This is a genomic window from Stenotrophomonas sp. Ste86, from assembly GCF_024519465.1.
GTDB lineage: Bacteria > Pseudomonadota > Gammaproteobacteria > Xanthomonadales > Xanthomonadaceae > Stenotrophomonas.
The window spans coordinates 318966-340592 of record NZ_JALJRW010000001.1; the positions used below are offsets into that span (position 1 = coordinate 318966).

Sequence of the window (21627 nt, forward strand, 5' to 3'; positions counted from 1 at the left end):
ATCGGTGGATGATGCGACCGGGCCCCCGCCCCGCCCCTGCAGCCCGTGGCTGCACGTCTCGATGTGAAGGCGTCCCGGACAATTTGCCCGGCCCCGTCGCCTCACTTCGGCACCAACATCACGTCCAATTCGAGAAAAGCCGTCCATGTTCCCCTTGGCAACTGCTTCAGCGCCGTGTCTACGACGCCGTACTAAAAAACGAAGTTTTCACACCGCATAGAACGGCCATCACAAATACGATGCCACACCTACGCGTCAATCCAGTGTCAAAGAATAAACAAAAACTGTCTGAAATTGTCGAAACCTTGACGCACATCACACGTCTTCACGCGCACTTGGTCAGATCTGAAGATTTGGTACGGTGGTCTTGGGGAGCAACCGCGAGGTGAAATAGCGGTCCTTGTAGTACTTGATCTTGTCGCACTTGACCGGGTGCGGGATGCCCTCGTACAGGAAGACCTCATGGTCGTTGCCCATGGCCTTCAACTCCTGCGGCAGCATCAGCGCGCGCCGCTCTTCGGTGAAGTTGTGGGTCTTCTCACGGGCATGGGTGACGTTCTTCTTGCGGATCGTCGTGTACCCGAGCATCTCCGAGTAGTCGTTGGCATCCTGCTGCTCACGCGGCGCATAGAGGATCTGCAGCGCGTGGTTGGTGATGATGGTGCGCGAGACGTCGCGGCCGTAGGTGGCGTCCAGCTGGGCCATCGACTGGATGATCGGCAGCAGGCGCACGTTGTAGCCGGCCATGTAGGACACCGCCGAGGCGATGATGTCGACCTTGCCGATGGCGGTGAATTCGTCCATCAGCAGCAGCACCTGGTACTTCAGGTCCGGGTTGGACTTGGGCAGTTCCTTGGTGTTGAGGTTGATGATCTGGCTGAAGAACAGGTTGATGATCAGGCGGCTCTCGGCCAGCTTGTTGGGCTGGATGCCGATGTAGATGGTCATCTTCTTCTTGCGCAGGTCGGTGAGCAGGAAATCGTTGTCGCTGGTGGCCTTGTCCAGCACCGGGTTGATCCAGGCGTTGAGCGGTTCCTTGAAGGTGCCCATGATCGAGGCGAAGGTCTCATCGGCCTGGGACAGCATGTTGGCGAACGCCGACTTGGCGTTGCTGCTCAGGAAACGCTGACCGGACAAGGCCTTGAGGTACTTTTTCAGGTCGCTGCCGTCGCCGGTGGACAGGCGGAACAGCGCCCCCAGCGTGGGGGTGCCCTGCCCGCCCGGGAAGCCCATGCGGCGCTCGTCGTCCCAGTTCTCGAACAGGTACAGGCTGAAGGCCATGAACGCATTGCGCGCCTGGCTGACCCAGAACTTCTGGTCGTCCGAGCCGTCCGGGTACAGCATCGCGGCGATGCTCATCAGCTCCGACACGCGGAACGCGGGGTCATCGGACACGTAGCTGAGCGGGTTCCAGCGATGGGTGCGTCGGTCCTCGGCGAAAGGGTTGAACAGGAACACTTCCTGCCCCTGGCTGGCGCGCCAGCCGCTGGTGAGGTCGAAGTTCTCCTGCTTGATGTCCAGCACCACCACCGATTCGCCGTATTCCAGCAGGTTCGGGATGACCACGCCCACGCCCTTGCCCGAGCGGGTCGGCGCGGCGAGGATCACGAACTGCTGGCCACTGAGCCGCACCAGCTTGCCGCCGAAGCTGCCGACCACGATGCCGTTGTCGGTCTTCTTGAACAGGCCGTGCTTGGCCAGATCGGCGGCCGCCGCGAAGCGCGCATCACCGTGCAGCGACTTCTTCTTCGGCTTGAACACCAGGAACATCACGACCAGGTACAGCAGCAACGGCAGGCCGAAGCCAAGCACGCCGCCGAGCTTGATCTTGGTCACATAGGGGGCCACCGCCGGCTGGTCCAGGGCCTGCACATACTGGTAGTACGTGTTCCACTTGAACAGCGCGGTATCCAGCCCGAGCAGCAGCAGGGTGAGATACCCGGCAAAGCAATAGCCGGCAAGCACGGTCACCAGGGTCAGCCCTGCGGCGACAACGATCTTCTGCGTGGACAATCCCCAATCCTCCATGATGCGTCCCCCAAGGACGCTACGACTAGCGCCGACGCTTTCGCGATGTCGTGCGCTTTTCTACGATTTCGTCTTCCACGCTTACCGCTTCATCCTTCGCCAGCAACCGCTCCCACTGACTGTGCGCATCGTCGAGCGACACGACCTCGGTGATCCTGGCGCCTTCAGAGGTGAGCACGGCGAAGCCGAACACATCCGCCGGACTGTACACCGGTGAATTTGTCAGGGCCACCAGTTGATAGCGCCCTCTGGACTGCAGTGGATGCGGATACTCGACCATCAGCGATGCTCCCCGGCCAAGGACCTTGGCGCGCATGCTAAGCGAAGCAGCACGTGATGCCAATCAGAAAAATCTGATGAAGGCCATGTGAAGATTGGCAGGGGCTGCCCCAATCTGTGAACTCCGTCGGCGCCGCTCATCGGGAGAACTCGCGGTGGGACGGCGCGTCGGATGGGGGGAGCAAGGCAGCATCCAACGCGTGGGATCGCTGCAGTGATGTCGCCAGGTCTGGCACGGCTTCTGACAGATCCATGCTGATCCGGTAGCCCGGCGGAAAGGTCTGTGAGACGAATGCGTGGCCGTCATGGATCTGGGCCTGGAGGCGGTCGATGGCAGTGACGCCGCTCTCCTTGGCCAGGACCGTGGCATGCATGACTTGTTCGTCGGACACCGAGGACGGTAGCCTGTCGCGAATGGCAGCGTACAGCGCACGATCCGGATGTCCCGGACCCGGCGGCACCGCCGCAACCGGCTGGTCCTGCCCGGCCGCAATCGGTACGGCCCGCGATGGGAAGCGTGCACGCAGGTGCGGATCGACCGCTTCGGCGTTGTAGGGGTCTTCGACCTTGTCGACCTGCCCCTTGGGCACCAGCCGTTCGATGTAGCCATCCGGCGTGCTGCGGTCGACCTTGGACCCGAGCCGATAAAGCAGTGCCCCCTCCTCCGAACGGTGCACCACAGTGAGACGTGGGTCATCCGGTTCCGCCTTACGTTGCAGCAGGGGCGTGTCACTGAGGCCGTTGAGATAGTCGACCATCAGGTTGCCACTACGGATCCCGAGGCCGTCGCGGTGGTAGCCGCCGCCGATGTCCACGTGTGCGCCGGCGACGCTGACGCCCAGGAAGCGACCGTCGGCGGACAGGCCGGGGTCGATGATGTGGGTGGAGCGGAACAGGCCGCGGCGTTCGTCGTCGGCAATGATCTGCAGGCCGGACAGCACTGACGGGGGCAGGCGCCGGTCGTGGTCGCGCGCCGGCTCGCCGGTCCCCACCGGGTCGAACAGGCCCACCGCCTGGGCGACCTGCCCGGGTGCCACCAGCGGCGGCCGGGTGTACTGCACGTCGGTGATCTGGCCGTGCGAATCGCGGGTGTAGCGCGCGCCGGAGGGGTCCTGGATGCCACGCTCGTGCACCAGCCGGGCGAAGCCGGCCGCCTGCTCGGCACCGCGGCTGAAGCCGATGTCGGCGACGCGGATCTGCACCTGCGGATCGTCGGCACGCCACTGCTTGGCCTGCTCGATGAACTGCCGGTACATCTGCTCCAGGCGCTCGTCGTAGGTGTGGCCGCGGGCGCCATCCCAGGCACGGTCGATCAGGTTGTCCTGGGTGCCGGGGCCGGCGACGTAGCCGGCGCGCACCTGGGTCTGCCCCGATTCGTTGAGCGCCTGGACCTGGTCGCGGATACGGGCCACGTTGGTGGCATGCCCGGGATCCTTGTCGGCGTCGCTGCCGGTGCCGTCGAAGGCGGCGACATACAGGCGTTCATGGGGATCACCGACGTGCAGCAGGACAGGCACCTGCAGGGTGCCCAATGCCCGGCGGGCGTCGGTGTAGCTCTGCAGCCGGGCGGCGTCGGCCGGGTAATGCGATACCCCATCCTCGCGCAGGCCGTCGCGGCCGATTCCATGTTTGTCGTCTGGCATATCCCTGCCCCGTGCTTTAGTAGGTCCGGTGCCACGCTTCGATCAGATCGGCGCGGAAGTCACTGTCCGGGTTGCCCGCCACCTGCAAGCTGCGGGTGGGAATGAACATTTTCATGAACACCCGCACGGTGCGGTCGTCCACTTCAATGAAGATGCTGGGCTCGCCGGCCGGGCCGACGAAGGCACCGTCAGGGATCTCCTCCCCCGGCACGCGGTGCAGCACCTTCTGGTCGGCGAAGATCGCGCCGATGTCCACCTCTGCCTGATGCTGGCTGCCATCTTTGGACGTCCAGCGCAGCTGCGCCGGCGGCGGGAAGTTGCGCACGCCGATGTGGCTGGCAAACCCCCAGCGATCGCGGTGGCCATCGGTGGCCGCTGGCGAGGGGGTGTCGAGGTGGCTGCGGGTGAGCTCATCGTCTGCGTAGACCACACTGCAGGTGAGCGTGTCATAGCAGTGCGCGTCGACGTTGTGCTGGACAAAGCGCAGCGGGACGCTGTTGCCTGCCGCCGGGGGCGATGTCGCGGCCTGGGCCGGGGAACTCATGGTGGATTGGCATCCTGCGGCAAGAAAAACGACCAGGGCGATCAGCAGCGACCGCCGGAAAGGACCTGCCTGGGGCAACGAACGCATGCAAGGACCCCAGCTGGAAGGAGCGTGCCTGGCCGCACCGGAGACACGGCGCGACCGGACCCAGCCTAGCGGCGGTGTCACGTCAAGTGCAACTCTGGCCGGGCGACACCCTGTGGTGCTGCAAACTGCCATCTCCACCGGCTAGGCTTGCAGGTTGCGCGGAGGGTTGCTCCGCATCGACGTCAGGGAAGGAGCACCTATGCAGACCGCGAGCCTGTTGTGGGGACTGTTGATGGGAGTGATGGCGGTCATCTGGCTGCTGGTGCCGTTCGCGGTGTTCGGGATCAAGGGGCTGTTGCGGGAGATCCTGGCCGAGCAGAAAAGGACCAACGAACTGCTTGCCTACGGGCCACGCGCCCAGATTCCGGAGGCGCCCGAGGCCACGCCGATCCCGCTGGCCCGGCGCTATCCCTGAGCCCCTCGGCCGCGGCGGCAGCCGGTGGACGCAGCGCTGCGCCCGCGCGCTCCTCGCGCTGGGGGCCGCTTCAGGGCGGGCGGACCACAGCATTCCATGGTGCACAGCGCTCATGCTGCGGCGCAGCAGTACAATAGCCGACCGAACCTGTCCCACATTCCGCCCGTATGAGCCCCTCCCCCGTTCCCTTGGCCGCGCGCCTGACCCCGCGTCAACGCACTTTCATCCTGCTGGCCCTGTCGCTGGGGGGTTTTGCCATCGGGACGAGCGAGTTCGCCAGCATGGGCCTGATGCTGGAGATCAGCCGCGGGTTGTCGATCAGCGAGACGCAGGTCGGTCATTTGATCAGCGCCTATGCCATCGGCGTGGTGGTCGGCGCCCCGGTGCTGGCCTTCGCCGGCGCCGGCTATGCGCGGCGCAGCCTGCTGCTGGCCCTGATGGCCTTCTACGCGGTGGGCAACCTGGCCAGCGCGCTGGCCCCGAACTACAGCACGATGCTGCTGGCCCGCTTCGTGGCCGGTCTGCCGCACGGTGCCTACTTCGGCGTGGCGATGCTGGTGGCCGCAGCGATCAGCCCGCCGGCGCAGCGCGGCGCGGCAATGTCCAAGGTGCTGCTCGGCCTGTCGGTGGCGATCCTGGTCGGCAATCCGCTGACCACCTGGCTCGGACAGCAGTTGAGCTGGCGCACCGCCTTCGCCCTGGTGAGCGTCCTTGCCATCGCCACGGTGGTGATGATCGCGCGCTTCCTGCTGCCCGACCCGGATGAGGTGCGGACCTCGCCGATGCGCGAGCTGCGCGCCTTCAACCGGCCCCAGGTGTGGCTGGCGCTGGCGATCGGCTCGGTCGGCTTCGCCGGCATGTTCTGTGTGTTCACCTATCTTGCCCCGACCCTGGTCCAGGTGACCGGCCTGGCCGAGTCGTGGATGCCGCTGGCAGTGGGCATCTTCGGCGTTGGCGCGATCATCGGCAATGTCGCGGGCGGCTGGCTGGTGGACAAGTTCCATTTCCGGGCCGCGGCAGTGGTGCTGCTGTGGTCGATCGTGGTGCTGCTGGCCTACCCGATGGCCGCGCAGTCGGTGTGGAGCCTGTTCCCGATGATCATCGCGGTGGGCACGATGGGCGCGCTGGCCGCGGTGCTGCAGACCCGGTTGATGGATGTGGCCGGTGAGGCGCAGACGCTTGCAGCCGCCTCCAATCATGCGGCGTTCAATACCGCCAACGCACTGGGACCGTGGCTGGGTGGCATGGCGATCGGGGCCGGCTTCAGCCCGGCAACGACCGGTTACGTCGGTGCGGCCACCGCACTGGGCGGCCTGCTGCTGTGGGGCGTGGCGGTGCTGGTGGACCGGCAGTCGCGTGCGAACGCGGCGCCGGCCTGCCGCTCCTGAGCCGAAGGCAGCCGACCCTGGGTCGGCGCTACCGGTGGGTCGGGCGCTTGCCCATGAAATCTGAGCGCACGGTGCGGGATTTTCCTATCATTGGGGGCTGACCCACCGCCGCACCGCAGGGTGCCGGCCGCTTTCTGGAACCCTTGATGACCCAGCTCTGGACCCCTTCGCACTGGGGTCGTCGCTTCACGCGCACGCCGCAGTGGCAACTGCGCCTGGCTGGCGCGCAGATCGAGCTGCAGGTGGATGACCGGGTGCTGCCAGTGCCGATCACCGCACCGCCCTCGGTGCAGCTGCGTCGCGGCGTGTTGTGGACACGCGTGATCCTGTTCCCGGGGCAGCCCGATGCGCTGCCGCTGGATGGCCTGCCCAATGCGCAGGCGCGTTCGTTGCGCGCCGCGCTCGCCGCCCTTGAGCAGGCGCGCGCGCAGAATGAGCAACTGCTGGATGCCGATGCGTCGCTGCTGGCGATCCGTGCGTGGCTGGCGCAGGCCGACGCGGCGCTCGACCAGGCCGATGCGCAGGGTCGCTGGTTCACCCATGAGCAGCAACAGGCGTTGCTGCGGCGTCAGCCTGACCTGCCGCTGGACGACGACGCGCTGTGGGCGGTGTTCGACGATCCGCAGTTGCGCGCGCAGCTGCAGGGCGAGCCGTCACGGATCGAAGCGGAGCTGCTCCGCTACGGCGCCGACTGGCCGGCGCTCTGGGCAGCGCGCAACGAAGCCCACCTGCAACGCGAGCTGGACTACAGCGGCGACCTGCTCGACCGCGTGGAGCGGCAGCCGCTCACCGGTGAGCAGCGCCGTGCGGTGGTGTGTTTCGACAACCGCGTGCAGGTGGTGGCCGCAGCCGGTTCGGGCAAGACCGCCACGATGGTGGCCAAGGCGGCCTACGCGATCGACCGTGGGCTGGTCGCGCCGGAACGGATCGTGATGCTCGCCTTCAACCAGGAAGCGGCCGCCGAATTGCAGCAGCGTAGCGACGCAGCCCTGCAACGCCTGGGGATGGACGGGGTCCGCGTGGAGGCCCGGACCTTCCATGCGCTGGGCCGGCAGATCATCGGCAAGGCCAGCGGGCGCATGCCCGAGGTGCCGGCATGGGCGGTGGATGCGACCCAGGGTTTCCATAAACTGGCCGACCTGGTGGACGTACTGAAAGACCGGTCGCTGCCGTTCCGCACGCAATGGGACATGTTCCGGCTGGTGTTCGGGCGTGATCTGCCCGCGCAGGGCGAGGTCTCGCCCGCCGATGGCTGGGAAGCCGACGGCACGCCGTTCCTGCAGACGCTCAACGGTGAGCGCGTACGCGGCATCGAGGAATGCGTGATCGCCGACTGGCTGTTCTACAACGGCGTGCCATACCGGTACGAGCGCCAGGGCGCGTTCGACCCGGTCGCCGATGCGTACCGCGCCCATCCGCCGGCGTTCCAGTACCCCACCATCGGCGTGTCGCATGCACATCTGGCGCTGGATGCCGATCGCCACGACGGTGCGGCTGTCCAACGGTCCCATGCCGATCAGCTCCAGACCACCTCGCAGCAACTGCGCAGCGGTGCGTTGTTCACCGAACTGGGCCAGGCGTTGTCGCAGCGGGGCATCGTGCTGGACCCCAATCCGGACCGGGAGCTGCCCGACGGTGGCGCCCGGCCGATGCCCGATGCGGAACTGATTGCGCTGGTGCGCACCTTCATCAGCCACGCCAAGAGCAACGGGCTGTCGATGGCCGACATGGCGCAGCGCCTGCGCGCGATGCCCGAGGACCAGTTCAAGCACCGGCACCGCCTGTTTTTGCAGCTGGCCACGCCGATCCTGCAGGCCTGGGACGCTGCGCTGGCCGCCGAGCACGCGATCGATTTCGAGGACATGCTCAACCAAGCTGCGGCGTACGTGGAACAGGGGCATTACCAGCCCCCGTACGAACTGGTGATGGCCGATGAGTTCCAGGACGCCTCGCGCGCACGGGCGCGGCTGTGCCGGGCGCTGGTGCAGGCACCGGGGCGGCACCTGTTCGCGGTGGGCGATGACTGGCAGTCGATCAACCGCTTCGCCGGCGCCGACGTGTCGATGATGACCGGCTTCGTGGCGTGGTTCGGGCAGGGCCAGGTGCTGCAGCTGCAACAGACCTTCCGCTGCCCGCAGGCGCTGTGCGATGTCTCCAGCCGGTTCATCTCCAGGAATCCGGCGCAGATCCGCAAGCAGGTGCGTTCGCACACCCCCGCGCAGGGTCCGGTGCTGCAGGCATTCCAGGTCACCCACCGCGACCAGCTCCAGGATGCGGTCGGCCAGTATCTGCAGCAGCTGCAGCGCCAGCTGCTCAGCGGCGAGCGCGCGCCGGGCCGGAACGGCAGGTTGTCGGTGTTCGTGCTGGGCCGTTACAACGCCGATCGCGCGTTCGTGCCGTCGGATTGGCAGGCGCGCTTCGGGCAGCACATGGACGTTCGCTTCCTGACTGCACATCGTGCCAAGGGCGCCGAGGCCGATATCGTGATCCTGCCGGCCATGCTGGAGCGCAGCTTCCCCAGTACCCGCGCCGATGATCCGGTGCTGACCCTGGCCATGCCACAGGCCGACACCTGGCCGCTGGGCGAAGAACGCCGGCTGTTCTATGTGGCACTGACCCGGGCGCGACGTACGGTGGCGATGTTCACCGTGCGCGGAAAACGCTCGTCGTTCCTTGGCGAATTGATCGAGGACGGCGCGGTGACGGTGACCTCGCTCGCCGGACAGCCGATCCAGGAACAGCCCTGCCCGGCTTGCGACGGCGGAGTGATCGTGCAGCGCAGTGGGGCCTACGGGACGTTCCAGTCGTGTTCGGGCTATCCGCGCTGCCAGTACAAGCCACGGCAAGCGACCACGTTGCGCCCCGGCCACGCGACGGCGCGCTGAGCCCGGGCGCAGGCGTCATACCGCTCAGGTTCGGTGGCGGAGGACTACCATGTAGCTCCTCCGGTGGTGCAGTGGTTACAGATGAGTGGCGGAATCAAAATGCGCAGTGCGGTCGGCAGCCAGGGCGCGGTACACGGGCTGGACGCGCTGCAGAAGCGGCACGAGACCGGTCAGACCCTGCCGACGCTGTTGTGCGATGGCCAAGGCTGCGGGGTGCCGGTCCGGTTTGTCCCTGCGCACACGCAACGCGGCACGGACCGCCACGCCGTGGTCGAGATGCCGGGCTACATCACCCTGGACAAGGGCGCCGAACACGTGCCGGGCTGCCGCTACAACGCCCCCGGTCGGCTGGCGGCGCTGCTGGCGAGCGTGTCCGATCCGGATTTCGTACAGCCGCAGGACGACGGCAAGCACGAGCTGCGCCTGCTGGGCCTGCACCAGGGATTGAAACGCGGTGCCACCGATGCGCGACTGGATGGCCACCTGCATACCCTCGCCGATCTGCTCGCCGTGCGCGCGATGTGCGGGAGCGACGACCTGATCGCCTCGCAGGTCGTGCTGCGGCTGGGCAAGAAGAAAGTGGCCTGGGAGAACTTTTTCTACGACCAGGAGCGCTACGACGCGGCCTGGCACCGCCTGGACGCGGCGTCCAACGACGTGCCGCTGGCACTGGTTGGCACGGTCCGCTCGCATCGGGCGGCCCAGGGCGATGCCGCCCAGGGGGCCACCTTCCTGAACTGCGCGCCGAAGTACCAGCAGAGCGGCGTCATGGATCGGCGGGAGTTCGTTGAAGTCAGCGTCGGCCACGACGATGCGGCGTGGCTGCAGACGTTCCCGGTGGGGGCGGAGATCATCATGGTCGGGTTGTGGCGACACGGCAGGACCAGCACCTCGACCCGACCGCACCCGACCGACCCGCGCCGGACGATCACCAATGTGACCTACAAGCTGTCGCTGCGGCCCTCTTCCCGGTTCCAGCTGGCAACGGTTTACTGATCGGCCGCTACGGTCAGACCAGAGGGGTACCGGCCAGAGCCGCATCCACACCGCAGAAGCCGCGTTCGATCACGGCGGTGAGCGCGCTTTCGGGCGAGCGACCGTCCGCCACGGCGGTCAAGGCATCGGTGTAGGCCACCACCAGCGTGCCCATCAGCATCGTGGCGGCAAGCCGCGCCTGTGGATCCTGCGGTGGCCTGCCAATGGCGCCGGCCAGCAATGCGGCCAGTTCATCGGCGAGGGTCACCTGGAGTTCCCGGGCGCGCGCGGTCAGCGCCGGACTGGCGGCCACCGCGGACCAGAACGCCACCGGCTGCCCGGAGATGCGCAGCAGCGGATGGCCGCTCTGCTGCAAACGGCGCATCAGGTCCTGGAAGGCGTGCACGGGGGACTGCGGCCCGCGCGCAGCGATCGCATCGCGCACCAGGGCCCGCCCCTCCTCCTCGCGATCGAAGACCAGGTCTTCCTTGCGCGGGAAATAGTTGAACACGGTCTTTCGCGATACCCCGGCCGCGACGGCGACCTCGTCCACCGAGACCGCCTCGAAACCCCGCGCAATGAACAACCGCGTGGCAACGTTTGAAATCATCAGGCGGGTGTCGGCCTTCTTGCGCTCACGCAGGCCGGGCGGCGTTGACAGGCTGTCGTTCATGGGCCTAATTTACACTCAGTGTACTTTTGACGCCAGCACTGGACGGATACCTGCCCGGGCGGCGCGTCTTCGAGGAATTCCCGTGATCCATGACGTCATCATCGCCGGGGCCGGCCCGGTCGGCTTGCTGCTGGCCTGCGAACTGCGACTGGGCGGTGTATCGGTGCTGGTGCTGGAACGTGCGCCAGACCCCCGCGCTGCCCTCAAGTGTCTGCCCTTTGGCATGCGCGGGTTGTCGGTGCCGAGTATCGAGGCGCTGGACCGGCGTGGCCTGCTGGATGCGCTTGCCGCGCTGCAGCCACCGCGCGACCACCCTGCGGCGGCGCACTGGGCCGCGCAGCCACGCCGTCCCGCCGGTCATTTCGCGGGTATCCAGTACTACCAGGATCGGGTCGATACCAGCCGCTGGCCCTATCGGCTGCCTGGCGCCGTCGCCACCGCCATGATGGTGGACATGCAGTCGCTGGAAACCGTGCTGGCCGAACGCGCGGCCGTATTGGGCGTGACGATGCTGCGCGGCGCTGGCGTGGATGCCGTACATGCATCGAGCGAGGGCGTCACCGTAAACGTCGGCAACCAGCGTTTCGACGGACGCTGGCTGGTGGGCTGCGATGGCGGGCGCAGCACCGTGCGCAAGGCGACCGGCATCGCCTTTGTCGGCACCGAACCGGAGTTCACCGGCTACTCGCTGGACGTGGTGCTGACCGACCCGCCTCTCCTGCCGCCGGGCCGCCATTACACCGCCACCGGCATATACACCTTTGCCGCACCGGGCACGATTGGCATGGTGGCGTTCGATGGCGGCGCCCACCACCGCCAGCCGCTGACGCGCGAGCATGTGCAGAACGTGCTGCGTCACGTGTCCTGCACCGATGTCAGCGTGAGCGAGCTGCGCCTGGCCACCACGTGGACCGACCGCGCCTGCCAGGCGGCCACCTACCGCAGCGGCCGCGTACTGCTGGCCGGCGACGCCGCGCACGTGCATGCGCCGCTCGGTGGACAGGGCCTCAACCTCGGGCTGGGCGATGCGATGAACCTGGGCTGGAAGTTGGCGGCGACGATTCGCGGCGATGCCGCCGACGGACTGCTCGACAGCTATACCGGCGAGCGCCATCCGATCGGCGCACAGGTGCTGGACTGGTCGCGCGCGCAGGTGGCGCTGATGCGGCCCAGCGCGAGTTCGCGCGCGCTGGAGGCGATCCTGCGCGACCTGATCGATACGCGCGATGGCGCGAGCTATTTTGCCGAGCGGGTGTCGGGTGCCGGGCTACGGCTGGCGCTCGGTGATACGCACCCCCTGGTGGGGCGGAGCGTGCCGGCGTTCGCGTTGCAGGATGGCAGCCGGGTGGACGAGCGGCTTCGGACCGGCAACGCCCTGCTGCTGGACTTCACGGCGCAGCGGACGCTGCAGGCCATCGGCGATGCCTGGTCGGAACGCATCGACTACCTGGGCACCGCGGCGGCGGAAACCTTCGGGCTGAGCGCAGTGCTGGTGCGACCCGATGGCGTGGTGGGCTGGGTAAGCGATGCGTCCACAGCCGGCACCGATGTGGAACAGGTGTTGCGCCGCGTTTGGAAGCAACAGGCGTAGCGGGGCCCGTTCCGCCTCCGCCGCGCTGGGGACTCACCCTTCCCAGCGCAGGCCCTTGGGGTCGCTGCGGAAACCAGCAGCGCGCAGCGCCTCGGTGAGCGGATCGCGTGCCACCGGTGCGTCGTTGATCAGGTCGAGGGTGAAACTGGTTCGACGAACGCGGCCGAGCGCCGTGGCAAGCGCGCTCGATGCCAACGCGAGCGACGCTGCATCTGTCGATGCGTCCGCGTCGAACCACGTCAGCAGCTGACGGCCGCCCTGCGCCAGGTACATCTGCAGGCGGCCGCCAACGATGACCACGAGCGCGCCACCACGGCGCACCGGACGTAGCGCGGCCGCATGCGCCGGCCACGGCAGCACGGTGCCGAACGGGTTGGCCGGATCCACGACGGACAGCGCAACGGCAACGCTGGGGCGCCCCGCCTGCAGCGCGTCGGCGATGCCGCGCAGCCGGTCCACCGTAGTACGTTCGGCGAACTGCGCCCCGCCGAGTTTGTCCACGAAGCGGCCGCGCAGCACGCGGCCGGCATCCTCCATGCCTCGATAGACCTGCTGCAACGCGAGGAAACCGCCGACGATACCCTCGGCGACGGCAGCACCGCGGGTGACGATGCCGTGGCGGTCCAGCAGCCCTTCGGCCAGTGCCACCGCGCGCACGGTGTCGCTGGTGGCGTCCCGATGCAGCAGTGACCAGCGGCCAGCCAGCGTCGGTGCGGTGAAGGCCGCTGCGGCAGGAAGCAGTCCGCTGGCGGTGATGGCCGGATCGCCCATCGGGATGCCGCGGACGCGCGTGCTTCGGCGCGAGGTCCGGACCGCCCGCGGCCGTGGCGGGCGTATCCCGGCCAGGCCGCGCAACGGGGTCCAGATATCGGTGGTGAGATACCCCATCCAGACCAGCTCCCACAGCGCGGTGTGCAACGCATCGGGACTCAGCGCGCCGACCGCAGGCAGTGTGTTGTCGTCGGCGGTCAACCGCGCCTGCACGGCGGCGGCGAGCTGGCGCGCGAAGTACGCCCCACCTTCGGCGAGCACCTGCAGGATCGTCTGCTGCAACGGCGAGCGCTCGGCAGGCGCAGGCACGGCGGGCAACGTCTCGAAGGCGTATTCCTGCAGGTGCAGCGATACCAGCCCGTCGTCCTCGCCCAACCGGCCGTGGCCGGACCAGACCACCGTGCCGGTGGCGAGCAGTTCGTCCAGCAGGGCGGGCGTGTAGTCGCGGACACGCGCGGGCAGGATCTGGCTTTCCCAGACCGAGGCGGGTGCAGGAACGCCGGCCAGCAGTTCGATCACCCGCGCCACGCCATCGATGCCTTCCAGTGCACCGCCGGTAGACGCGGGCGCGACCCGTGCGAGCGGCGCCGCATCGCTTACCAGGCCATGCCGTTCCAGCAGCAGCAACGCATACGCGTCACCTGGCACCGGCCGGGTGGCCTCGCGTGCGGCCTGCAACGAGCGCATGCGCAGCCGCCGCAGCACGTCTTCGCCCACCCACTCGTGGCGGGCCAGCGGCAGCAGGTCGGCCGGCGCATCGGCCGCGGCGTGCCATCGCCGGGCCACGCCGAAGGTGCCTTTCAGTACGCTGCCCTGCGCCTCCAATCGGTCCAGCGCCGCGTCCGCGACGACCACGCCGAGCCCGAACGCCGCGGCCGCCTCGGCGGTGGTGAAGGGAGCATGGCGGCGCGCGTAGCGGGCGAGCAGCTCGCCCAGCGGATCCGGCGATGGCTGCAGGAACACCTCCGGCAGCGCGTCGGGTAGCCTCACCCCGAGCGCATCGCGCAGGCGCGTGGCATCTTCAATGGCGGCCCAGTGTTCGACGCCGGCCAGCGCGATGCGGATGGCACGCCGTTCGCGTTCAAGCGCCTGCAGGTAAGCGTCGGCATCGGGGGTGTCATCGCTGAGGCGCGCAGCCACGCCGGCGGCCGACAACGGTCCCAGCTCGCGCAGCAGGTCCGCAACGCCCTCCTTGCCCTTCGCTCGCCGGCCCGGCGCGCGGCGTTGCAGTTCTTCGCCCACCTGTTGAACCACCGTCGCATCCAGCAGCTCGCCCAGGTCCACCTGCCCCAGCAGATCGGCAAGCAGACCGCTGTCCAGCGACAGCACCGACGCGCGGCGTTCGGCCAGCGGCACATCGGTACCGTACATGAACTCGGCGACGTAGCCGAACAGCAGGTTCGCCGCGAACGGCGATGGGACCTCGGTAGTGACCTCGGCCATCTCGATGCCGCCTTCGGCCAGGCGCTGCATCAGCGCGGCCAGGGCATCCAGATCGTAGACGTCCTGCAGGCACTCGCGCGCGGCCTCGATCAGGATCGGGAAGTCCGGATAGCGCTGCGCGATGGCCAGCAGCTCGCCGGCCCGCAGGCGCTGCTGCCACAGCGGCGAGCGCCGGCCCGGCGTGCGTCGCGGCAGCAGCAGCGCACGCGCCGCACACTCGCGGAAACGCGCGGCGAACAACGCCGAGCCGCCGACGGCACGGGCCACCTCACTGCGCAGTTGTACGGGATCGAACAAGAACAGTTCCGCGCCCGGGAGGCGCCCGGTGGAATCGGGGATGCGCGCGATGATGCCGTCGTCGCTGGCCACCACCGCGGGATCCACGCCCCAGCGCTCGCGGATGCGCCCGGCCAGTGCCAATGCCCACGGATCGTGCACGCGCCGGCCATATGGCGAATGCAGCATCACCCGCAAGTCCCCGGATTCATCGCGACATCGTTCCACCACCAAGCGGCGGTCGGTGGGCAGCAGGCCGGTGGCAGCACGCTGTTGCCCGACCAGGCCCAGCATGTTGGCGATCGCATTGCTGGCCAGACCGCTGGCCTGCAACCGCGTGAGCAGCGCGGGCGCAATGTCTTTTTCGCCGGCGTTGGCATCCAGTGCCCCCAGGAATGCCCCGACCGCCGCGCCCAGTTCCGCTGGCCGTCCCACGCCTTCGCCGCGCCAGAACGGCAGCCGTGCCGAGCGACCCGGCGCGGGCGTCACCACCACCTGGTCATGGGTGATCTGTTCGATGCGCCAGGAAGTCGCGCCGAGGGTGATCACGTCGTTGACCCGCGATTCGTGGACCATTTCCTCGTCCAGCTCGCCGACGCGACGCGAGCCGGCGCGCTCTTCGCCTTCGGGCAGCATCACGCTGAACATGCCACGGTCGGGAATGGTGCCGCCGCTGGTGACCGCCAGCTGCTTGGCCCCGGGGCGCGCGCTCAGTTCGCCGGTCTCGCGGTTCCAGACCAGCCGCGGACGGAAGCCGGCGAAGTCGTCGGACGGATAGCGACCGGCGAGCATGTCCAGGGTCGCATCGAAGGCGCTGCGCGGCAGCGTGCGGTACGGCGCCGCGCGCCGCACGCTGGCATACCAGGCGTCCACATCCAGCGTGTCCATGGCAGCGGCGGCGACGGTTTGCTGCGCCAGTACATCCAGCGGATTGCGCGGCGGATCGACCGCTTCGATACGACCGGCCAGCATGCCTTCGATGGCCACGGTGGCGTCGATCAGGTCACGCCGCGTGCGCGGATACACCAGGCCGGTGGAAACGCCGCCCACCTGGTGGCTGGCACGCCCGACCCGCTGCAGGGCGCTGGCCACCGACGGCGGCGCGGCAACCTGGATGACCAGATCGACCAGGCCCATGTCGATGCCCAGCTCCAGACTGGAGGTGGCCACCACGCAGCGCAGTTCACCGGACTTCAACGCCTGCTCGATGTCACGGCGCTGTTCCTTGGACACCGACCCATGGTGCGAGCGCGCGATCAGCGCATCGGCGCCTGTCGAGCGGCCGCTGGTGCCGCCGTTGGAGGATGCGTAGTGGGCGGACAGTTGCGCGCCGTCCGCGGCGGTTGGCGGGTCGCGCTGCAAGGCAGGATCGCGCGCCATCCGTTCGGCATACAGCTCATTGAGCCGCGCCGTGAGCTTCTCGGCCACGCCGCGCGAGTTGGCGAACACGATGGTGGAGCGCCGTTGCAGGACCTGGTCGAGGATGCTGGCTTCCACATGCGGCCAGATCGAACCGACCCGGCCGGACGCTTCGTCGCCGGCACGTGCGGGGATGTCGGCCATGTCTTCGACCGGCACCACGATGCGCACGTCCAGCTGGCGGGTCGAGGGAGGATTCACCACGGTGACGGGGCGATCACCGCCGAGGAAGTCGGCGACCTGCTCCACCGGCCGCACGGTGGCCGACAGCCCGATACGCTGCGCCGCTTCCGGCAGAAGCGCGTCCAGGCGTTCCAGGCTCAGGGCCAGGTGGGTGCCGCGCTTGGTGCCCGCCACCGCGTGGATTTCATCGATGATCACGGTATGCACGGTGCGCAGCGTTTCCCGCGCCTTGGAGGTCAGCATCAGGAACAGCGATTCCGGCGTGGTGATCAGGATGTCCGGAGGACGACGCACGAGTCTGGCGCGGTCGGCGGCCGGGGTGTCGCCGCTGCGGATGCCGACCGAAAGCGTCAGCGCCGGATCGCCGCGCCGCTCGCGTTCGGCATTGACGCCCAGCAGGGGAATCTGCAGGTTGCGCTGCACGTCGGCGCCCAGCGCCTTGATCGGCGAGATATACAGCACGCGCGTTCCGGCGGGTGCGTCGTCGGGTGTGTGTTGGCGCTCACCGAACAGCTGGTCGATGGCGTGCAGGAAGGCCGCCAGTGTCTTGCCCGACCCGGTTGGCGCGATCACCAGTGTATGCGCGCCCGCGCCGATCGCCGCCCATGCATGCGTCTGCACCGGCGTGGGCGCGTCGAACGCGGCGGCGAACCAGGCGCGCGTGGCAGGCGCGAACGCATCCAGTGAGCGCGCTGCAGGTGGCGGAGAGCTGGGCATGATGCCTACTGTAACCACCCGCGCGCGCACAGCGCTGCATCGGCGAAACGACAGCGCGTCAGGTTCATCGCCGCCTGCACCGCAGCATCCGCTGCGTCATGGCGCCTTGACCACCACCCAGGTGGGCGCGTGGTCGCTGGCCTTGTCCTGCAGCCGCACCCAGCGGTCCACCCCCGCGTCCTGCAGGTGGGCGGCAAGGACAGCGTTGAGCAGCACGTGGTCGATGCGCAGCCCGCGATCGCGCTCGGCATGCTGGCGAAAGTAATCCCAGAATGTGTAGATGCGTTCGTCGGGATGACAGTGGCGCAACGCGTCGGTCCAGCCCTGGGCCAGCAGCCGCTCGAAGGCGGCGCGGGATTCCGGCTGGATCAACGCATCCTTGCGCCAGGATTTGGGGTCGTACACGTCGTCATCGGTGGGGATGACGTTGAAGTCGCCCAGAATCGCCACCGGGTGCGGCAGTGCGACCAGGGTGCTGGCATGTTTGATCAGTCGCTCCATCCAGCGCAGCTTGTAGTCGAATTTCGGCCCGGGCTGCGGATTGCCGTTGGGCAGGTAGATGCCGGCAACCACGATGCCGTGCACGGCAGCCTCGATGTAGCGGCTCTGCGTGTCGGCCGGTTCGCCCGGCAGGCGACGCCGGCTCTCCACCGGGGTCACGCCCCGGCCCAACAGCGCGACCCCGTTCCAGCGGCTTTCGCCCAGCCAGATCGCGCCGTAGCCGGCCGCCTCCAGTTGGGCAGCGGGAAATGCGCTGTCCACCGCCTTGAGTTCCTGCAGCGCGACCACGTCCGGCGCCTCCCGTTCCAGCCATGCCAGCAACTGTGGCAACCGGTTGCCGATCCCATTGACGTTGTAGGTGGCCAGTTTGAGTGTCTTTCTGCGCGGCATCACGGGCTCCTGTCGGCCATGCCGTGATTAGACGCCCGGCCACGTCAGCGGCGCGTCACACTGACCGGCGGCTCACAACGGCCGCCGTACCCTTTGGGCATGCGCCGCTTCGCCCAAGCCATTGCCGATGCCGATTCCCTGCCCCGCGGCCTTCCGGGCTCGCTGGCCACGGCGCTGGCCGACGCACCGGACCGCTACAACATCGGCAAGAACGACGTGGCCACGGTCATCGCGCGTGATGGCGATGGCAGCATCGTCCCGGCCGACATGCGCTGGGGACTGATCCCGCGCTGGTCCAAGGAACCGGCCACGCCCTACACCACCGTGACCGCGCGACTGGACCGCGCCGCCAGGAGCCGCATCTTCGCCCAGGCCTGGCAGCAGCGGCCGTGCGTGATCGCCATGACCGGCTATTACAAGTGGGATCGCCAGCGCAAACCGCCGTGGCCGATGTTCGTGCAGCGCACGGACGGGCTGGCACTGCTGGCCGCGGGGATGTGGGAGCACTGGGAACACCCCGATGGCGACCAGATCGACAGCTTCACCGTGCTGACCGCGCCCAATACCGCCATCCCCGCACCGCTGACGCCGGACGGCCCGGTATTCATGGCCGGAAGAGTGGCCATGGATTGGCTGGCCGGCGCGCTGCCGACGGCGGCGGCGCTGCGCGCACGCTCCACCACGCCGCCACTGGAAGCCTATCCGGTGAGCCGCGCGTTCCGCGATCCCGGTCGCGACGACTACACGCTGCTGGAACCGGTCGACCCTGACGCGGATGCGGCCGACAAGGGGTCCAGCGCGTGGGACGGCGATGCACTGGATGAGGACGATCTGGAGGAATGACCCACGGGGATGTCAACGAAACCGTAGTGCCAGTTGGCATCGCGTTGACACGCAAAGGAAGACGATCAACTGCCCAACCGATCCAAATGTCATGAACGGCAGTCCGAAATCCCCCGCATCCCGCAGCCTCATCCTGGTAGTGGAAGATGAGGCCCAGCTGTCCAAGCTGTTCGTCGAAGTGCTCACCGAAGCCGGTTATGAAGTGGTGCCGGCCGACTCGGTGACCGATGCCCTCAGCACGTTGTCCTACCAGCATTTCGATGCCGCAGTGCTGGATATCGAACTGCGCGATGGTCCGGTCTTCCCGGTCGCCGACAAACTCGCCGCGCTGGGCACTCCCTTCCTGTTCGCCTCGGCGGTCTATTTCCAGATGGTGCCCAAGCAGCATCAGGGCACGCCGTTCGTCGGCAAGCCGTTCAACATCGAGGAACTGGTGGCGCGGGTTGAAGACGCCGTGCAACGCGGGCGCAGTGGGCCGCCGTTCGGCAAGGCGGCGGAGTAGACCCAGCAAGGCCTGCTTTCAGCGCGGCCCTCTGCTCAGTGGCCCAGCCGGTTGATGTCCGCACACTCCACCACTGCCGGCGGATGCGGCATCCGTGCCAGTTCGATCATCGCGCGCCCGAGGGTAGCGTTGCTGGTCATCAGCGACGGCGTGACCTGCGCGGCCAGCTTCATCAGCGGCCCGCCAAAGCGATACAGCGGCTTGAGCATCCCGTGACGCGTGCCGGTGCCGGCCACGGGGCGCACGCCGCCTGGACGCAGCATCACGGTGCGGATCGGCAGGCTGGCCAGTGCCCGCTCGGTTTCACCCTTGATCCGCAGCGGCATGAAGACACTGTCCGGATTGGCGTGGGCCCCGGAGACGTAGAAGAAACGGCCCTGCGGATTGGCCGCCGCCCACGCCCGGGCCACGGCCAAGGTCGCCTCCAGGGTGACCGCGCGGTACTCCGGCTCGGGCGTGCCGATCGGCGGCGCGCCGGCACAGTAGAAACAGGCATCGAAGCCGGCGAGCTGATCGCCGATGGCGTCGGCGTGGAGGAAATCAGGCAGCACGATTTCTTCCACGCCGTCCGCCACCGCACCGCTGCGGCGGACCAACGCCGTCACGCGCTGGACATCCGCTGCGGCCAGGCAGGCGCGCAGCACGCCTTGCCCGACCAGTCCGCTGGCACCGGTCATCAGAACATCAAGGCGGGAGGTGGCGGGCATGGGGGGATCCTTGGCAAGGCTGAACGCTAGAGTTTCACGAAACGCTGCATGCTGCGCGCCAACCAGCCGCTGAAACGCAGCGGCGCATCCAGCGCCGACACGCAGATGCACGGCGCACCCGGTGCTGTCACCGGCTGATGCTCGACGTCTTCATCCAGGTCGGCCATGTCCCCTGGGCCGAAGATGCCCAATGCGTCGTTGTAGGCGCCGCGCAGGATCTGGGTAAGCTCGCTCTGGCCGTGGCTGTGCATCGGCAGGCACTTGCCCGGGGCGATGCGCAGCATGATCAACGACGGCATGTCGGCGGCGCGGATGCAGTGCACGCCGGGCGCGATCCAGCGCCAGCGCACGTCGCGCAGCGAGGGACCGAAATACGGATGCAGGGAGACCGGGAGCGCATCGGGATGGGCCTGCGCGGAACCACGTGGCGGTGCCGACGCGGTCGGCGGACGCAGTTCGCGCACCGGATCGTCCGGCACATCCTCGCTGTCCAGCTGCGCCAGCATCGCCTCGCGCAATGCCGCCTGGCGCGCGCTGGGCGATGCCGGTTGGGTCTGGTCCAGCAAGGCCGCGCCGATGGCCTCGGCGTCACGCAACACGTGCCGGCAATGCGCGCAGCTTTCCAGGTGCGTGCTGGCCACGACACTGAGCGCGGTCGGCAAGGCGCCGGCGGCGTAGCTCATCAACGTCGATTCATGCAGGTGGTGGCGGGGATTCATGGCGCACTCCCGACGCTGGACTGCAACTGCAGGAAGGCCCGACGCAGGTGGGATTTGACCGTGCCCAGCGGCATGCCCAGCGCCTGGGCGATCTCGCTGTGGCTTTTGGCTTCGAAATGCGACATCCGCACCAGCCGTGCCTGGATCGCCGGCAGCTCGTTGATCCGCTGGCGCAGGCGCGCGTGGTCGGCGAACTGCTCGGCGGAGGTGCGCTCGGGCGGATCATCCAGGGCCGCATTTTCGACCGCCTCCTGGGCCTGCAGCCAGCCCCGCTCGCTGCGGAAGCGGTCGATGTGCAGGTTGCGCGCGATGCGGTACAGCCAGGTGCTGAGCGCGCTGCGCGAGGCGTCGAAGTCGGCCGCGTTCAGCCAGAGCCGCAGCAGGCTTTCCTGCGCCAGTTCCTCGGCCGTGCCGTCCGGGGCGCCACGGCCACGCAGGTAGATGCACAGGCGGGGCATGAAATGGTCGTAGATGCGGATGAAGCACTCGCGGTCACGCAGCCGCGCCACGCCCTCCATGTCCTGGGTCCAGTCGGGAAGCACGCCGGTGGGCTGGGCGGAAACGGACACGATACGGGCGGCGTCGAAGGAAAAGGGCGGCGGGTCGGGTTGACGATACATCTGCGGTGGATGACGCCGTGTGTAGGGA

Annotated in this window: 17 protein-coding genes; 7 read left to right on the forward strand and 10 right to left on the reverse strand. The window is 68.1% G+C overall.

Translation table 11 applies throughout. The features are described from left to right. Positions 1-339: 339 nt before the first annotated feature. The 4 genes from NR101_RS01475 to NR101_RS01490 form a co-directional block, all read right to left on the reverse strand. Positions 340-2013: a type IV secretory system conjugative DNA transfer family protein gene (locus NR101_RS01475; RefSeq protein ID WP_256774392.1), complete on the reverse strand. Its 1674-nt coding sequence runs from the start codon at positions 2011-2013 to the stop codon at positions 340-342. Positions 2014-2053: 40 nt separating this feature from the next. Next, the gene (locus NR101_RS01480) at positions 2054-2344 is read right to left on the reverse strand and encodes a hypothetical protein (protein WP_256774393.1); all 291 of its coding nucleotides are present in this window, start codon (positions 2342-2344) and stop codon (positions 2054-2056) included. A 100-nt stretch (positions 2345-2444) separates the two neighbouring features. Beyond that, entirely contained in the window at positions 2445-3950 is a 1506-nt protein-coding gene (locus NR101_RS01485; RefSeq protein WP_256774394.1) for a DUF2235 domain-containing protein, read from the reverse strand. Positions 3951-3966: 16 nt separating this feature from the next. Beyond that, positions 3967-4494, reverse strand: coding sequence for a hypothetical protein (locus NR101_RS01490; protein ID WP_256774395.1), 528 nt, complete (start codon positions 4492-4494; stop codon positions 3967-3969). A gap of 286 nt (positions 4495-4780) precedes the next feature. On the opposite strand from NR101_RS01490, the gene NR101_RS01495 reads away from it, so the two are divergent. The 4 genes from NR101_RS01495 to NR101_RS01510 all read left to right on the forward strand — a co-directional run bounded on the left by NR101_RS01495 (position 4781) and on the right by NR101_RS01510 (position 10265). Continuing rightward, positions 4781-4996 (forward strand): hypothetical protein, encoded by a 216-nt coding sequence (locus NR101_RS01495; protein ID WP_256774396.1) that lies wholly within the window; start codon positions 4781-4783, stop codon positions 4994-4996. 167 nt (positions 4997-5163) lie between these two features. Continuing rightward, positions 5164-6384 carry an MFS transporter gene (locus tag NR101_RS01500; protein ID WP_256774397.1) on the forward strand — a complete coding sequence of 407 codons (1221 nt, stop codon included), beginning with the start codon at positions 5164-5166 and terminating at the stop codon, positions 6382-6384. A 146-nt stretch (positions 6385-6530) separates the two neighbouring features. Further along, positions 6531-9269, forward strand: a complete 2739-nt coding sequence (locus tag NR101_RS01505; RefSeq protein WP_256774398.1) for a UvrD-helicase domain-containing protein — start codon at positions 6531-6533, stop codon at positions 9267-9269. Positions 9270-9350: 81 nt separating this feature from the next. Beyond that, positions 9351-10265: a DUF1173 domain-containing protein gene (locus NR101_RS01510; protein WP_256774399.1), complete on the forward strand. Its 915-nt coding sequence runs from the start codon at positions 9351-9353 to the stop codon at positions 10263-10265. A gap of 13 nt (positions 10266-10278) precedes the next feature. Here the strand turns inward: NR101_RS01510 and NR101_RS01515 are convergent, their stop codons facing one another. Then, positions 10279-10917, reverse strand: a complete 639-nt coding sequence (locus tag NR101_RS01515; RefSeq protein WP_256774400.1) for a TetR/AcrR family transcriptional regulator — start codon at positions 10915-10917, stop codon at positions 10279-10281. An 82-nt stretch (positions 10918-10999) separates the two neighbouring features. Between NR101_RS01515 and NR101_RS01520 the strand changes: the two genes are divergently transcribed. Then, entirely contained in the window at positions 11000-12508 is a 1509-nt protein-coding gene (locus NR101_RS01520; RefSeq protein ID WP_256774401.1) for an FAD-dependent monooxygenase, read from the forward strand. A 33-nt stretch (positions 12509-12541) separates the two neighbouring features. Here the strand turns inward: NR101_RS01520 and NR101_RS01525 are convergent, their stop codons facing one another. After that, positions 12542-17317, reverse strand: a complete 4776-nt coding sequence (locus NR101_RS01525; protein WP_256774402.1) for an ATP-dependent helicase — start codon at positions 17315-17317, stop codon at positions 12542-12544. Positions 17318-17413: 96 nt separating this feature from the next. After that, entirely contained in the window at positions 17414-18208 is a 795-nt protein-coding gene (locus NR101_RS01530) for an exodeoxyribonuclease III (protein WP_256774403.1), read from the reverse strand. Positions 18209-18307: 99 nt separating this feature from the next. Here NR101_RS01530 and NR101_RS01535 point away from each other — a divergent pair, with 99 nt between their 5' ends. Together NR101_RS01535 and NR101_RS01540 are read left to right on the forward strand one after the other, a co-directional pair. Further along, positions 18308-19051, forward strand: coding sequence for an SOS response-associated peptidase family protein (locus tag NR101_RS01535; RefSeq protein WP_256774404.1), 744 nt, complete (start codon positions 18308-18310; stop codon positions 19049-19051). Between the two features lie 91 nt (positions 19052-19142). Continuing rightward, the gene (locus NR101_RS01540; protein ID WP_256774405.1) at positions 19143-19553 is read left to right on the forward strand and encodes a response regulator; all 411 of its coding nucleotides are present in this window, start codon (positions 19143-19145) and stop codon (positions 19551-19553) included. Positions 19554-19588: 35 nt separating this feature from the next. On the opposite strand, the gene NR101_RS01545 is transcribed toward NR101_RS01540, so the two are convergent. The 3 genes from NR101_RS01545 to NR101_RS01555 are packed head-to-tail and all read right to left on the reverse strand — an operon-like array spanning position 19589 to position 21599. Further along, positions 19589-20260: an NAD(P)H-binding protein gene (locus tag NR101_RS01545; RefSeq protein WP_256774406.1), complete on the reverse strand. Its 672-nt coding sequence runs from the start codon at positions 20258-20260 to the stop codon at positions 19589-19591. Positions 20261-20286: 26 nt separating this feature from the next. Further along, positions 20287-20979: a ChrR family anti-sigma-E factor gene (locus tag NR101_RS01550; RefSeq protein WP_256774407.1), complete on the reverse strand. Its 693-nt coding sequence runs from the start codon at positions 20977-20979 to the stop codon at positions 20287-20289. Continuing rightward, complete coding sequence (locus tag NR101_RS01555) at positions 20976-21599, reverse strand: sigma-70 family RNA polymerase sigma factor (RefSeq protein ID WP_256774408.1); 624 nt, start codon at positions 21597-21599, stop codon at positions 20976-20978. The genes NR101_RS01550 and NR101_RS01555 overlap by 4 nt, the downstream gene beginning before the upstream one ends. Positions 21600-21627 lie beyond the last annotated feature (28 nt).